The organism is Psychromonas ossibalaenae ATCC BAA-1528 (assembly GCF_000381745.1).
GTDB lineage: Bacteria > Pseudomonadota > Gammaproteobacteria > Enterobacterales > Psychromonadaceae > Psychromonas > Psychromonas ossibalaenae.
Genome location: NZ_KB907049.1, coordinates 1 through 14,987, shown reverse-complemented (window position 1 = coordinate 14,987; position 14,987 = coordinate 1). Strand labels below are relative to the sequence as shown.

The window sequence follows — 14,987 nt, the reverse complement described above, 5'->3', positions numbered from 1 at the left end:
TAACAAGGGCTTTAAAAGAATTCGCTAATTAAGAAATATTATTTCTTAGCAGCTGCTTTTTCTTCTTTAACTTTCTCGATTACAGCTTCTGCAACTGAGTTAGGACAAGGCATGTAGTTTTTGAACTCCATAGAGAACTGACCACGGCCTGAAGTCATTGTACGTAGAGAACCGATGTAACCAAACATTTCTGAAAGAGGTACGTCAGCTTTAATACGAACACCAGTAGCACCAGCTTCTTGACCTGCGATCATACCGCGACGACGGTTAAGGTCACCGATAACATCACCAACGTGATCATCTGGAGTAAACACGTCTACAGACATGATCGGCTCTAGAAGCTGTGCACCCGCTTTAGGGATAGACTGACGGAATGCACCACGTGCTGCTAATTCAAATGCTACTGCAGATGAATCTACGGCGTGGAAACCACCATCATAAAGTTCGATTTCAACGTCAAGTACAGGGAAACCAGCTAGTACACCAGTATCCATCATACCAGCAAAACCTTTCTCGATAGCCGGGAAGAATTCTTTCGGTACGTTACCACCAACAACTGTTGATGTGAACGCAAAACCAGTACCAGGTTCACCAGGCTTAATACGGTAATCGATTTTACCGAACTGACCAGAACCACCAGACTGTTTCTTATGCGTGTAAGAATCTTCAATTGCTTGTGTGATTGTTTCACGGTAAGCAACCTGAGGTTCACCAACAACTAGGTCAACGCCGTATGTACGCTTAAGGATATCTACTTTGATATCTAGGTGAAGTTCACCCATACCAGACAGGATTGTTTCACCTGAATCTTCATCAGTTTCAACGCGGAAAGTCGGATCTTCTGCAACCATTTTACCAATCGCAATACCCATTTTCTCAGTTGAACCTTTATCTTTTGGTTGAACAGAGATAGAGATTACCGGCTCAGGGAATACCATTGCTTCCAGGATGATTGGATCTTTTGGATCACATAATGTGTGACCAGTTTGAACGTTAGTCTTCATACCAACGATAGCGATGATATCACCCGCTTGTGCTGAAGTAAGCTCGTTACGGTCATCTGCCTGCATTTCACACATACGGCCAACACGCTCAGTTTTACCTGTAGCAGCGTTCATGATCGTATCGCCTTTCTTAAGTGTACCTGAGTAGATACGAACGAAAGTCAATGAACCGAAACGGTCATCTGTGATTTTGAATGCTAATGCTTTAAGAGATTCTTCAGCAGAAACAGTTGCTACACGGCCAGTAGGTTCACCTTCTTCATCTGTAAGAGGCTGCGGATCAACATCTGTAGGACAAGGCAGGTAATCAACAACAGCATCAAGGATAAGCTGGATACCTTTGTTTTTGAATGCAGAACCACAGTAAGTCGGGAAGAAATCCATTGTACGTGTACCTTTACGGATACAACGTTTGATTTCTTCTAGAGACGGCTCTTCGCCTTCCATGTATGCTTCAAGAAGATCGTCGTCCTGCTCAAGTGCAGTATCAAGCAGCATTTCACGGTATTCTTCTACTTTATCAACCATGTCCGCAGGAACATCTTCAACTTTATAGTTTTCTGGAAGACCAGTTTCGTCCCAAACGTATGCTTTACGAGTTAGAAGATCTACAACACCAACGAAATCTTCTTCGATACCGATTGGAAGTACCATTACTAGCGGGTTAGCAGCTAGTACAGTTTCAGTCTGCTTAACAACGCGGTAGAAATCAGCACCCATGCGGTCTAATTTGTTTACGAAGATAATACGTGCAACTTCTGAGTCATTCGCGTAACGCCAGTTAGTTTCTGATTGTGGTTCAACACCACCAGAACCACAGAATACACCGATACCACCATCAAGTACTTTAAGTGAACGGTATACTTCAACTGTAAAGTCAACGTGTCCAGGAGTATCGATAACGTTAAAACGGTGGTTATCCCAGAAACAAGTTACAGCAGCAGACTGGATAGTAATACCGCGCTCAGCTTCCTGTTCCATGAAGTCAGTTGTAGATTCGCCATCATGTACTTCACCAGTTTTGTGGATCTGACCAGTAAGTTTCAGGATACGCTCTGTAGTTGTGGTTTTACCCGCATCAACGTGCGCGAAAATACCAATATTTCTGTATTTAGTTAAATCTGTCATTTTTTATACTCTGTATGTAAAAAATTGAAATCAATATTCCCGGCGCATTATACAATTTTTACCGTTAAACAGAACACAGAATTAACAATAAATAGAAAATATGTCGTTTTTTTCACCATTATTTCGATTGATTTTTAAAAAAACATCAATTATTCATGGTTTCGTCGAAAAATAGGTTCAAAATATTCGGCTCTGCTCATTTTTAGAACAGAAAATTCCCTTCTAATTAGCAGGGATTAATACCAGTGCAAATAAAATACAAAATACAAAAGTACTTAAAGCAGTATTTTTTAACTCTCTATTAAACAGTTCCCCATCACGAAGATCAGAGAAAATCGCTTCATATAAAGACAAGCAGCTCTTAAGCAGCGGACTTAAGGTCAGCAGAAACATAAACTGCCAGACCTGAACATTTTCAATATTAAACAAATAAACAGCAGCTAATAAAGGTGCACATAAAACCAGGAACAGATGATATATAAAAGCAGCTTTCCTTCCCCATATAACCACTAACGTGGTTTTATTGGATTCTTTATCCGTATACATATCGCGAATGTTATTAATATTTAAAACCGCGGCAGATAACATACCAACACTGCATGCCGGCAGCAGCAGCCACCAGCTGAAGGTCAAAGCATAAAGGTAATAACTGCCTGCGACTCCTAATAAACCAAAGAAGATAAATACCGCCAGGTCCCCCATGGCCCGGTAACCATAGGGCAACCTTCCCATGGTATAGGTAATAGCAGCGGCAACAGACAGCACACCAAACAGTAAAAAGAGTAACCAGCTGTTCAGATCCGAACCTAATGCAGCCGCGAGTAAACAAATGCCAGAGATAAAACATAAAACAGTCGCTCCAACAATCGCTTTTTTCATACTCGAACGACTGATCAAGCCAGTCTGCATGGAGCGCTTAGGTCCGACACGCTTTTTATTGTCAGCACCACTGACGGCATCACCATAGTCATTAGCAAGGTTAGATAATATTTGTAATAACAAGGCGGTGATAAGTGACAAAACAAAAATCAGCAGATCAAATATTTGTGCCTGAACAGCTAAACCCGCACCTAAGATAATTGAAGAAGCCGCCAGCGGTAATGTGCGTAAACGCAGGGCGCTTATCCAAACTTTAATTTGATTCACGTAAAATCCTAAACAATGATTGATTGTGTTATTTATATAAACGACTTCAATATATATCCTCAAGTAGTTTCGCGATGCCACTAGGAATATGATTATTTTCGCGTTACATTAGCAAACCTAAATCTATAAATATATAAGCAGCCTATGCCTGTAAAAAAACCTATTTATAAATCGATGATTAATTTTATTACCGAGCAATTACAACAGTTTGCAGAAAAACAAGGTAACAAGCCAAGGTTCAATCTCGATATTTCGCTGCCCGCCTTAAATTTATTAAGTTTATTAAAAGGTCAGTCAGCCGCCGATACCCCTATTTTTCCTGCTATTTACTGGCAGGACAAAGAACAACAGGAAACAATTGCCTGCTTCGGCTCCATAGACGAAAAAGAAAGTATTCCTTTACCCGAAGATCAAGCCCGTTATTTTGGCGGCCTGGCTTTTCAACAGCATGGTCCGCAGTGGCATGACTTTCCGGCGGTGCGCTTTATCCGTCCTACACTGGAATTTAAGCGCCATAAAGAAAACCTTACTCTAACCTGTCACTTTAACGGGCAGAATAATATTGAAGAAACCATCGCATTGGTCAAGCAGCTGCAGACGCCACTTTCCATTAATAGTGTTAATAACCAGATTGTCTCACGCACTGAGCTGCCTGACCAAACACAATGGGCCGAGCTGGTTGATTTAGCCATTGAATATAAAGCGTTATTACCTAAAGTGGTATTATCTCGTCAAACAGAACTGATCTGCAAACAAACAGTTAACCACTGGGATCTTCTCAGCAGCTGGCAGAGCGCTAACCCGAACAGCTTTCATTTTAGTTTTCAGTTTTCAGAAAAGCATGCTTTTATCGGCTGCTCGCCGGAGCGTCTATTCTCTCGCGAAAATGACCAGCTTAAAACCGAAGCTCTAGCCGGTACGGTTAATCGCGGACGTAATGACAGAGAAGACAGCATCTTATTACAGAGTCTTTTAACCGATAAAAAAATTGATCGTGAAAACTATCTGGTCCAGGAGTTTATTATCGCCAACCTTAAACGCTTAAAAGCACAGGTCAGCTGCGAAGAGCCTCACGTGATGCAGCTGCAGCATGTACAACATTTATGCGTACCGATAAATGCGACATTAGATACGGACACCTGTGATGCAGATTTATTATATAAACTTCACCCGACACCTGCTGTAGGAGGCTCCCCCAAATTACCTGCCCTGCAGTTTATCAATGATAAAGAGCCCTACCTGCGCGGCTGGTATGCCGGCGCCGTTGGTTATATCAGTAAGCAGAAAAGTGATTTCAGCGTAGCTATCCGCACCGCGCTAGTTGCCGGCGACCATGTAAAGTTATTTGCCGGTGCCGGCATTGTAACCGGCTCGATCGCAAGTCAGGAGTGGCAGGAGTTAGATAACAAAATAAATACCATCTTAAATATTTTATCTGCCTGAGGATTTAACAAGTATGAGAGGATCATTTAAAAAAGATTCCAAGTTTACTACCCGGTATTCAAATATTAACCTGTTATGGGCGGCGCTTTTTATTGAGGAACTGGTACGCAATGGTATTACTGATTTCTGCATTGCACCGGGTTCACGCTCAACGCCTCTAACACTGGCTGCCGCCAATCATAAAAAAGCCGCCTGCCATATGCATTTTGATGAGCGCGGTTTAGGCTTTCTAGCTTTAGGCATTAGTTTAGCCACTCATAAACCTGTCGTTATCATCACCACATCAGGTACTGCCGCCGCCAATCTTTATTCTGCGGTCATTGAAGCTAAACAGAGCGAAGTACCGTTAATTATATTATCGGCAGACAGACCGCCGCAGTTAATAAACTGCGGCGCTAATCAGGCAATCAATCAGCACGGCCTGTTTTCTGATTACCCGAGCTTCTTTGCGCAGATACCAAGCCCGACAGAGCAGATTAAACCTAATTATCTATTAACAACGCTTGATCAAGGTCTGGCTAAGCAGAAAGAACATCCTGCACCGATCCATTTTAATCTCGCTTTTTGTGAGCCTTTATACCCCGATAATAAGATCACTGATTATCGGGCGTATTTATCCCCCCTGAGTCAATGGTTAAATACCGAGCGACCTTTCAGCAGCTATATAACCGGGCAAAGCCGCAAAGCGGATTTCGAATCATCACTTGCAGATAAAAAAGTATTAATAGTTGCCGGGCGCTTAAAAGATAAAACTCAAGCGCTGCAGATTACCCAGTTTGCACAAGATTTTAACTATCCGTTGTTTACTGATATTCAGTCATCACTAAGCGGCAGTAAAAATAATCTTTGTTATTATGATCTATTACTATCAGATTCCTCTTTCCAGAAAGAACTACAACAAGCAGATATCATCCTGCAGTTTGGTGATCAACTTATCTCAAAACGTCTAAGTCAGTTTATTGACCAATTTGCCGGACAGTACTGGTTAGTCCAAGAAGGTAACAGACGTATTGATCCCAGTCACCGCTTAAATAAACGCTTTACAGTGAATGCAGGTGAATGGCTTCAAGTACAAAGGAAACCACTTTCCTCAATAGATAAAAACTGGCTGATAAGACTTGAAGAATATAATCAGCAGCTGTCAGAGCAGATCATAACACCGTTCTTCGATAAGAATTCTCTCTCTGAGATATCCGTTGTGTACCGCTTAGATAAATTACTGCCTGCCGATAAGCCTTTTTTTATCGGCAACAGCATGCCGGTGCGGATCGCAGACATGTTTATGAAAAAAAATCAGTCTCTGGTCTTCACTAACCGCGGCGCAAGCGGCATTGACGGCCTGACGGCAACCACGGCGGGTATCAATATAGGCAGCAGTGAAGTTACCACACTGTTAATCGGGGATACTTCCTTTCTTTATGATTTAAATTCTTTAGCTTTATTAAAACAGCTTAACAGCCCCGTTATTATTATTGTTATCAACAATGACGGCGGTGCAATATTTAATCTCCTAGCCGTACCAGAAGCACAGAAGCAGAGCTATTATCAGCTTCCACATGGTCTGAACTTTGCAGACAGCTGTAAACAGTTTTCTATCGATTATTATCGACCAGCTCAACTTGATGAATTTGAAGAGTATTACCAGAAAGCCTTAGAAAACTCAGTGTCATTAATTGAGATTTGTGTCGAAAACAACCAAACTAACAGTCAACTTGCATTACTTAAAGAGCAGATAAAAAATGCCACTTTTTAGTCAAACCCAAGGGAATCCGGATCATCCGGCTTTAGTTTTTTTACATGGTTTTTTAGGCAGTCACCGGGACTGGTATGAAACCATCGAGCGGCTGAAAAACAACTTTTACTGTATCAGTCTGGATCTGCCCGGACACGGTCATTCAGTCACCACGGTAAGCCCTCTACAGGATGGGTTTGCAAGCTGTCACCGTTTGATTAAAAATGCACTGGATGATCTGGCGCTGCAGGAATATGTACTGATTGGCTATTCACTTGGCGGAAGAATCGCACTTGATTATGCGCGTAGCCAAAACGATATAAAAATCAAAGCTCTGCTGCTGGAGTCCTGTCATAGTGGTTTAGTCAGTGAAAGCGAAAAAGAACAGCGTTATAAGCATGACCTGAAATGGGCAAAACGTTTTGCCACACAAAGTGTTATTGACAGTTTATACGAATGGTATGAACAGGATATTTTCAGTGATCTTTCCTCTGAGCAGAAAGATCTCGTGATTGATAAGCGCAGCCATAATTACGGCGTCTGCTTAGCTAATATGCTGCTTTCAACAAGCCTCGCTAAACAAAGTGATGCACTGCCGTTTATGCACAGCTGCAGCCTGCCTGTTTATTACTGTTTTGGTGAAAAGGATAAAAAATTTAAACAGCTAAGTACTCACTTTACAGCAGCAAATATTCAGGTAACAGAATTTTCTGGTTTAGGTCATAACCTTCATCAGCAGGAACCGTTACAATACGCAAAGTTTATTCAACAGCACTTTAGTGAATAACTTTCTAACAATAAACCGACTAATAATAAGAAGAGAAACAGATGGCTGACTTAGATTTTTACGCGCCGATTACCTGGCAAACAAGTGAATTAAACTTTACTGATATTATTTATGATAAAGCAGACGGCATTGCTAAAATCACCATTAACCGTCCGCAGGTTAGAAATGCCTTTCGCCCGCAAACCGTTAATGAAATGATCCAGGCACTGCATGACGCTCGTTACGACGATAAAATCGGTGTCATTATTCTTACCGGCGCAGGAGATTTAGCATTTTGTTCCGGCGGAGATCAAAGTGTTCGCGGCGATTCAGGCTACAAAGATGAAACCGGTGGGCATCACCTTAACGTATTAGATTTTCAACGCCAGATCCGCACCTGTCCTAAGCCTGTCATTGCAATGGTTGCAGGTTACGCCGTCGGCGGCGGTCATGTATTACATATGATGTGTGATTTAACTATTGCGGCGGATAATGCGCAGTTTGGTCAAACCGGACCTAAAGTGGGATCCTTTGACGGCGGCTGGGGAGCAAGTTATATGGCGCGTATTGTCGGCCAGAAAAAAGCCCGTGAAATCTGGTTTTTATGCCGCATGTATGATGCACAGGAAGCCGTTGATATGGGGCTGGTCAATACCGTTGTGCCGCTTGTAGATTTAGAAAAAGAAACGGTTAAATGGTGCCGTGAAATTCTGCAGAACAGCCCGATGGCTCTACGCTGCTTAAAAGCGGCCCTAAATGCAGACTGTGACGGACAGGCAGGCCTGCAGGAATTAGCCGGTAATGCCACTATGCTGTTTTATATGAGTGAAGAAGGACAGGAAGGGCGCAACGCATTTAATGAAAAGCGTAAACCAGACTTTTCCAAATTCGGCCGCAACCCTTAACTAAAATAATAATTACGGGTGACAGCCCTGTCACCCTAGATTTGCTCTTATCTTCTATCTCGATAGACAAAAACTATCAATTTAATTGGTATAAACAATTCGATTCTGTCTATAATTTCCCGCATGCTATAAACATAAAATAGCAGACCACAGTGTTATTAACTTATTCTTATTTAAGAGGAAAATCTCATGGTATTAGTAGGCAAGCAAGCTCCTGACTTCACTGCATCAGCAGTACTAGGTAATGGCGAAATCGTAGACAGCTTTAACCTTAAAGAGTTCACTCAAGGTAAAGAAGCCGTTATCTTTTTCTACCCTCTTGATTTTACTTTTGTATGTCCTTCAGAGTTAATCGCATTCGACAAGCGTTTTGGTGATTTCCAGGCTCGCGGCGTTGAAGTTATCGGTATTTCAATTGATTCACAATTCTCGCATAACGCATGGCGTAACACAGCTATCAACGATGGTGGTATTGGTGCCGTTCAGTACCCGCTAGTTGCCGATGTTAAACATGAAATCTGTAAAGCATACGATGTTGAATTAGAAGAAGCGGGTGTAGCACTACGTGGTTCATTCTTAATCGACAAGAATGGTCTAGTTCGCCATCAGGTAGTAAACGACCTTCCACTTGGTCGTAACATTGATGAAATGTTACGTATGGTTGATGCACTGCAGTTCCATGAAGAGCACGGTGAAGTTTGTCCTGCACAATGGGCTAAAGATAAAGCCGGTATGGATGCTTCTACAGAAGGTGTTGCTAAGTACTTATCTGAGCATTCAGACGACCTGTAATAAAAGACTTCAGTTAACTCGCTCTCCCCTGTCGGTTAACTAAGAATAAGACGGCCTCTTTTTAGAGGTCGTTTTTGTATCTGATAGTACGAGGTAAGATTAGAGGTAATATTATCGAGCTCAAAAAAAAACACTATCACTGATAGTGTTTTTCTATTGATGATAGTAGCTCATAAATATACTGCGGATTTAACCTGTTATTATTTTAGTGAAGAATAATAAGCTGCGATATTAGCCATGTCCGTATCAGACAGCATCGTCGCCTGAGGCACCATGATTGCAGACATGCCGCCCTGGCGCTGTCCGGATTTATAAGCCTTCAGTGAAGAAACAATGTAAGCTTCATGCTGACCCTTTAAGTTAGGGTAAATAGGCACAGCAGAAACTCCGTCTGCTCCATGACAAGCAGCACATACCACTGATTTAGCTTTACCTGCTTCGATATCGGCCGCAGAGGCCATCGTTGGCAGCGTCAATAATAACGATACGAGTAATAACTTTTTCATAATAATTCCTTCCATTCCGTGTAAGCATTGAGTCATTGTAAAGAGTTATGTATCACCGTGCATAAAAAAATGAATAGAATGAGAGTTCAGCGAATATGGTAAAGATCATTGATCTTATCCAGATTATCAAAATTCATTTTAAGATCTTTTAAACGCCCGTCTTCCACTGAATAGACAAGCCCATGAACCGTCAGCTCCTGTCCTTTCGACCAGGCTTCCTGCACACAGGTGGTATGGCAGACATTTTTGGCCTGTTCAACCACATTAAGCTCTGTTAAATAATCTAACCGCTGCTTATCAGTCATCTCATCAGAAAAAGTATCACTGTATTTAACATAGATATCTTTAATATTACGCAGCCAGCCGTCGATCAGATCAAAGGACTGCTTCTGCATCGCGGCTTTAATGCCGCCGCAGTCATAATGCCCGGTGACAATAATATGTTTTACTTTTAACACATCTACTGCGTATTTAATAACTGACATACAGCTTAAATCAGTGTGAACCACTAAGTTAGCGATATTGCGGTGTACAAATATATCACCCGGCATCATTCCTAATAACTGGATTGCAGGAACACGGCTGTCTGAACAGCCGATCCATAAATAATCTGGTGACTGCTGATCTGCTAACTGTGAAAAAAAAGTCGGATCTTCACGACTTATTTTTGTCGCCCACTCTTCATTATTCTTTAATAAATCGTCTAATAAACTCACTCTTGATCCTTCGTCTATTGTGCTGTTTGTGCCAATAAAGAATAATGTCTTTACCACTCACTTTGGAAATATTTATGCTTATACCATATCAGGATCTAGATGCAGATACATTACATAACTTAATCGAGTATTTTATACTACGTGAAGGGACCGACTACGGAGAACAGGAGATCTCTTTACCTGAAAAAAGCACAAAAGTACTAGAGCAGTTAAAAGAAGGCAGTGTGGTGATCCTCTATTCCGAATTGTCAGAAAGCGTCACTCTCATTCATCGAGACCAGCTTAAGGCCCAGCAGCATAACTTAACAGACCATTAGGGATATTTTATATGTCTGTGCATAATAATTTCCGCCTTACGGACAGAAAACAATTTATTGAAGAAAATACAATAAAGGTCAACAGCCCGAAAAAATAAAAGGGCTAGACCAAATTCATAATAAAATAATCAAGCAAACTAGAAAATAATTGAGCTTTATGACAAAGATCTAATTTCTTTAATAACATAACAGCATAAATATTATCGACGGCACATAAAAAGAGATACAATTAAGTGTACTAACGGTGGCTGCATTGCCATCAACTCGTGTTGAAAAAATAACAACAAGAGATAGCCTATTAGCTATTCAATACCTACTTAAGGGAAATTTATGATCATTACCAAACCTCAAACAGATCCAACATTAGAATGGTTTTTATCACACTGTCATACGCATAAATACCCAGCTAAAAGTATGCTTATCCACGCCGGAGAAAAAGCCGATACACTTTACTTTATTGTAAAAGGCTCGGTAGCAGTTGTGATCAAAGATGAAGATGGTAAAGAGATGATCTTATCCTACCTGAACCAGGGTGATTTTATCGGTGAGTTAGGCTTATTTGAAAAAGAAGAAAACCCAATTCGCAGCGCATCTGTAAAAGCTAAAACGCCATGTGAAGTAGCTGAAATTTCTTATAAAAAATTCAACCAGCTGATCACTGTAAACCCTGAAATCTTAATGCGTTTATCCAGCCAGATGGCTAACCGTTTACAGATTACCAGCCAGAAAGTAGGCAACTTAGCATTCTTAGACGTTACGGGTCGTATTGCAAATACATTACTAGACCTTGCTAAACAACCGGATGCAATGACACACCCGGACGGTATGCAGATTAAAATCACTCGTCAGGAGATCGGCCAGATTGTCGGCTGTTCTCGTGAGACCGTCGGCCGAATCCTTAAAATGCTTGAAGAGCAAGGTCTTATCTCGGCTCACGGTAAAACTATTGTGGTATTTGGTACCCGATAAGTTAACCACCGCACCTCTTTAAAAACCGCTTAACTGCGGTTTTTTTGTACCTAAAATTCAAAATAGAGATCTGCTCCTCGATTTAAATATCACTTATTTATCATACTGCTGTAATATTTCTATACGACTTAGTTCCTATCAAATTAAAGATGCGATTCTTAAAGGATATAAGATATGTCGGAAACTCAAGTTAAACATAGATTTACATTACACTTCCATATTACAACATTATTTACTGTACTGATTCTATTCTCCAGTTCACTAGTCGGCTGGTACAGTTACAACCAGCTAAGCCGGTCAATCATTAATTCTGGCAAGTTGATTTTTAATGAAGCAAACGAAAAGCTTGAAAAAAAAGTGTTAACTGAAAGTTTGTACACTCGAACAATGCTTAAGATTTTAGCGTCCTCTGAATTAACAGAAAGCAGTAAACTAAAACAAAAACAGTCAACAACCGCACAGTTAAAAGAGATGCTTGACGGCAGTGAAAGTATCAAAGCATTGTTTATCGCCTACTCTAACGACGATTTTTTTCTATTTAGAAAAATTGATTCAGGAGAGTATGTACAAATATTTAATGCTCCAGCACAGAGCCGTTATATGCTCACCCAGCTTAACAACGGCAAAGCTGAACATTACTTTTACGATCAGAACCTAGTGCTTACCCTGAAGGTTAAGGATCCGAGTTATCAGCTAGAGACTAAATCCCGTCCCTGGTATATAGAAGCACAAAAGTCTTCACAAATAACCACAACAGATGCTTATGTTTTTTATTCGAGTCAGGAACTTGGCATTACTATGGCAAAATACAATCCGAACCACGGGGCTGTTATTGGTGCAGATTACACTGTAAGCGACTTATCTGACCTATTAAAAGAGTTCCAGTCATCTCCTAACTCTCAACAGATTATTTTTAATAAAAGCGGACAGGTCATTGCTTATCAGAATAAAAAAAGTCTGCTTTCTAGATCGGGAAAACTAGACCGCTTAAAATTGATTTCCGAAATGGAACATCCGGTTTTACAGTATGTCTTTGAGCATTATAAAAATCAGCACAACAGCATACAATTCATCTATAACGGCCGACAGTGGTTAGGCAAAGTCAGCCGTTTGCGGGGAAACGACGATTTCTACTTAGCTCAGTTAGTGCCCGTCGATGAACTGCTCGCAGATGCGTACCAGCTTCGTTTCGAAACCACGCTGATTACACTGCTGATTATTTTACTCACCCTGCCTATTGCCTGGTATTTTTCAAAAATATTAACCTCTCCCATTCGCAGTCTTACCAAAGAATTAAAATTTATCAAAAACTTCGACTTTTCCAGGCCGATAAAAACCCGCACTCTTATTAAAGAGATAAATGAATTAGTCACAGTAACCAGTGATATGAAAGAGACCATCAGTAACTTCCAGGATTTGTCGGCCTCGTTAGTCGGCAAACAGAGCTTTCAGCAGCTGTTAGAAAAAATAACCCATGAAACGATCTCCTTAAGTCATGCTAAAGGTGCTGTAATATTATTAGCAGATAAATCGAATAAACTTAATGCAGCTTTTACAAACCTTTCTGAATTGACCGACACGCAGAATAATCAGCTAAACACTCAGTTGAAAACTGTCGATTTTACTGAACAGGAGCTTACGGTACTGAGCTTAAAACAAAATAAGGATGTTTCAAGCACACCGTTACCCGAAGAGTTTTATCCGTATCTGCGGAAGTTTTTCAGCAATGTAGACTCATTAACCTGGCAGTTATTACCTCTGACTAACAGGTCAGGAAAATGTCTAGGTATGCTGGCCGTCATCAATGATCATCAGGAATTAAATGCGCAGGGTAAACAAAGCTTTATCCAGGCTATTGCCAGTTTTTCTGCCTTAGCGGTAGAAGCCCAGCTGTTACTTGCCGAACAGAAATCTCTGCTGCAGAGTTTTATTCACCTCATTGCCGGTGCAATCGATAGCCAGTCAGCTTATACAGGCGGACATTGCGCGCGAGTTCCAGAATTAACTAAAATGTTAACTCAAGCGGCCTGCCGACAAGAAGACGGGCAGTTTAAAGATTTTTCTTTAAATGATGAACAATGGGAAGAACTTCATATTGCAGCCTGGCTGCATGACTGCGGAAAAATAGTCACTCCCGAATATATCGTTGATAAAGCAACAAAACTAGAAACCATCTACGATAGGATTCACGAAGTAAGGATGCGTTTTGAATTATTAAAACAGCAGGCTAACAGTAGTTACTGGAAAGGGTTAGCTGAAGGACAGAATAAATCGCAGTTAGATAAGCACAGGGCGGTATTATTAGCGACTTTGGATGAAGAATTTGAATTTGTTGCCGAATGTAATATTGGTGGTGAGCTTATGTCCAATGACAAAATTCAACGTTTAAATAAGATTGCACAGCGTACCTGGACAAGAACATTAGATAATAAACTAGGTATTTCCCGTCAGGAAAAATTACGTCATGAACAAGTACAGAAACATCTTCCTATCGAAGAGCCGCTTTTATCCGACAGATCAGAGCACCTGATAAAACGTGAACATGCAGAGTTGACAGCACCGGGAAATCCCTGGGGATTTAATATGAACACCCCGCAGTACCGCTTCAACCGCGGCGAGCTGTATAATCTTTCCATCCAGCGCGGCACATTAACCGATGAAGACAGGTTTGTGATTAACGGCCATATGGTCCACACCATAGTTATGTTATCGCAGCTCCCCTTCCCTAAGCATTTAGAAAATGTTCCGCTTATAGCCGGCGGCCACCATGAGAAAATTGACGGAACGGGTTACCCTCGTGCAGTTCCAGCTCAGGAACTACCGGTAACTGCGCGCATGATGGTGATTGCAGATATTTTTGAAGCACTGACTGCCTCTGACCGGCCTTATAAAGAACGTAAAACATTGAGCCAGTCAATCAAGATAATGAGTTTCATGGTAAAAGACAAACACATAGATGAGCAGATCTTTAAATTGTTTTTAAGCTCGGGTACCTATTTACAATATGCCCAGCAGTATCTTCTCGAAGAACAGATCGATGAAGTTGATCTTTCTGTTTATCTTGATGAATGATGCAGATATGAATAGTCGACTATTTTTATCGGCTGCTTATAGATTACAAACTTGGCAGTGGTCAGGGTTTGCAGAGCGTCGCAACTGCTCATTTCTCTTATACGAGTCGGTCATGACGAGAAGCGCTAAAACAAAAAAATATGCTGACGTAGTCAACAGGGATTATTATGGATTTAATTGCTTAGCTTGTGCGACTTTGTGGTGATGAAACAGGGTTCGCAGAGCTCACCCGATCGTGACACATCGCTGTCGCGATACTCGCCCTACTCTCATATGGGGAGACCATTTTGTATTGCAGTCCCTTGAACAAAGTTCAAGGAAACAAGATGCTTAGGGCTCGCAGAGCTCACCAGCTCGTGCCAATCCGCCTAAGTATCTGGTCATTTTTGCTGGTTAAAATAGCGAATGCCTGTGTTGCACTCAATCGCGCGCCTTGACCTTAACTATTTTTCCTGCGCAAACTCTGATCACTTTATTAAGCGGAATGGTAT

The 14,987-nt window shown here is 41.2% G+C and carries 12 protein-coding genes; 8 read left to right on the top strand and 4 right to left on the bottom strand.

Going from position 1 to position 14,987, the window contains the following annotated elements; translation table 11 throughout:
* Positions 1-38: 38 nt before the first annotated feature.
* Together fusA and menA are read right to left on the bottom strand one after the other, a co-directional pair.
* Complete coding sequence (fusA, locus tag G327_RS0123065; protein WP_019617175.1) at positions 39-2,132, bottom strand: elongation factor G; 2,094 nt, start codon at positions 2,130-2,132, stop codon at positions 39-41.
* Between the two features lie 222 nt (positions 2,133-2,354).
* Positions 2,355-3,278, bottom strand: a complete 924-nt coding sequence (gene menA / locus G327_RS0123060; protein WP_019617174.1) for a 1,4-dihydroxy-2-naphthoate octaprenyltransferase — start codon at positions 3,276-3,278, stop codon at positions 2,355-2,357.
* 144 nt (positions 3,279-3,422) lie between these two features.
* Here menA and G327_RS0123055 point away from each other — a divergent pair, with 144 nt between their 5' ends.
* The 5 genes from G327_RS0123055 to G327_RS0123035 all read left to right on the top strand — a co-directional run bounded on the left by G327_RS0123055 (position 3,423) and on the right by G327_RS0123035 (position 8,916).
* On the top strand, positions 3,423-4,721 hold the full coding sequence (locus tag G327_RS0123055) for an isochorismate synthase (RefSeq protein WP_019617173.1): 1,299 nt from the start codon (positions 3,423-3,425) through the stop codon (positions 4,719-4,721).
* A gap of 13 nt (positions 4,722-4,734) precedes the next feature.
* Entirely contained in the window at positions 4,735-6,474 is a 1,740-nt protein-coding gene (gene menD / locus G327_RS0123050; RefSeq protein WP_019617172.1) for a 2-succinyl-5-enolpyruvyl-6-hydroxy-3-cyclohexene-1-carboxylic-acid synthase, read from the top strand.
* Complete coding sequence (gene menH, locus G327_RS0123045) at positions 6,461-7,240, top strand: 2-succinyl-6-hydroxy-2,4-cyclohexadiene-1-carboxylate synthase (RefSeq protein ID WP_019617171.1); 780 nt, start codon at positions 6,461-6,463, stop codon at positions 7,238-7,240. Before menD ends, menH begins: the two co-directional genes overlap by 14 nt.
* Before the next feature lie 41 nt (positions 7,241-7,281).
* Positions 7,282-8,124, top strand: coding sequence for a 1,4-dihydroxy-2-naphthoyl-CoA synthase (gene menB, locus G327_RS0123040; RefSeq protein ID WP_019617170.1), 843 nt, complete (start codon positions 7,282-7,284; stop codon positions 8,122-8,124).
* Positions 8,125-8,313: 189 nt separating this feature from the next.
* Positions 8,314-8,916 (top strand): peroxiredoxin C, encoded by a 603-nt coding sequence (locus tag G327_RS0123035; protein ID WP_019617169.1) that lies wholly within the window; start codon positions 8,314-8,316, stop codon positions 8,914-8,916.
* 200 nt (positions 8,917-9,116) lie between these two features.
* On the opposite strand, the gene G327_RS0123030 is transcribed toward G327_RS0123035, so the two are convergent.
* The gene (locus tag G327_RS0123030) at positions 9,117-9,422 is read right to left on the bottom strand and encodes a c-type cytochrome (RefSeq protein WP_019617168.1); all 306 of its coding nucleotides are present in this window, start codon (positions 9,420-9,422) and stop codon (positions 9,117-9,119) included.
* Between the two features lie 86 nt (positions 9,423-9,508).
* Positions 9,509-10,138, bottom strand: a complete 630-nt coding sequence (can, locus tag G327_RS0123025; RefSeq protein WP_019617167.1) for a carbonate dehydratase — start codon at positions 10,136-10,138, stop codon at positions 9,509-9,511.
* A 74-nt stretch (positions 10,139-10,212) separates the two neighbouring features.
* Between can and G327_RS0123020 the strand changes: the two genes are divergently transcribed.
* The 3 genes from G327_RS0123020 (at position 10,213) to G327_RS0123010 (ending at position 14,496) form a co-directional block, all read left to right on the top strand.
* Positions 10,213-10,455 carry a YheU family protein gene (locus G327_RS0123020; RefSeq protein ID WP_019617166.1) on the top strand — a complete coding sequence of 81 codons (243 nt, stop codon included), beginning with the start codon at positions 10,213-10,215 and terminating at the stop codon, positions 10,453-10,455.
* Positions 10,456-10,785: 330 nt separating this feature from the next.
* Positions 10,786-11,424: a cAMP-activated global transcriptional regulator CRP gene (gene crp / locus G327_RS0123015; RefSeq protein ID WP_019617165.1), complete on the top strand. Its 639-nt coding sequence runs from the start codon at positions 10,786-10,788 to the stop codon at positions 11,422-11,424.
* Between the two features lie 174 nt (positions 11,425-11,598).
* Positions 11,599-14,496 (top strand): HD domain-containing phosphohydrolase, encoded by a 2,898-nt coding sequence (locus G327_RS0123010; RefSeq protein ID WP_019617164.1) that lies wholly within the window; start codon positions 11,599-11,601, stop codon positions 14,494-14,496.
* Positions 14,497-14,987 lie beyond the last annotated feature (491 nt).

Bases quoted from the DNA above. Each gene is read 5' to 3' on its own strand.
- menB (WP_019617170.1), top strand. From the start codon at position 7,282: ATGGCTGACTTAGATTTTTACGCGCCGATTACCTGGCAAACAAGTGAA.
- G327_RS0123010 (WP_019617164.1), top strand. From the start codon at position 11,599: ATGTCGGAAACTCAAGTTAAACATAGATTTACATTACACTTCCATATT.
- menH (WP_019617171.1), top strand. From the start codon at position 6,461: ATGCCACTTTTTAGTCAAACCCAAGGGAATCCGGATCATCCGGCTTTA.
- crp (WP_019617165.1), top strand. From the start codon at position 10,786: ATGATCATTACCAAACCTCAAACAGATCCAACATTAGAATGGTTTTTA.
- G327_RS0123035 (WP_019617169.1), top strand. From the start codon at position 8,314: ATGGTATTAGTAGGCAAGCAAGCTCCTGACTTCACTGCATCAGCAGTA.
- fusA (WP_019617175.1), bottom strand. From the start codon at position 2,132: ATGACAGATTTAACTAAATACAGAAATATTGGTATTTTCGCGCACGTT.
- G327_RS0123055 (WP_019617173.1), top strand. From the start codon at position 3,423: ATGCCTGTAAAAAAACCTATTTATAAATCGATGATTAATTTTATTACC.
- G327_RS0123020 (WP_019617166.1), top strand. From the start codon at position 10,213: ATGCTTATACCATATCAGGATCTAGATGCAGATACATTACATAACTTA.
- G327_RS0123030 (WP_019617168.1), bottom strand. From the start codon at position 9,422: ATGAAAAAGTTATTACTCGTATCGTTATTATTGACGCTGCCAACGATG.
- menD (WP_019617172.1), top strand. From the start codon at position 4,735: ATGAGAGGATCATTTAAAAAAGATTCCAAGTTTACTACCCGGTATTCA.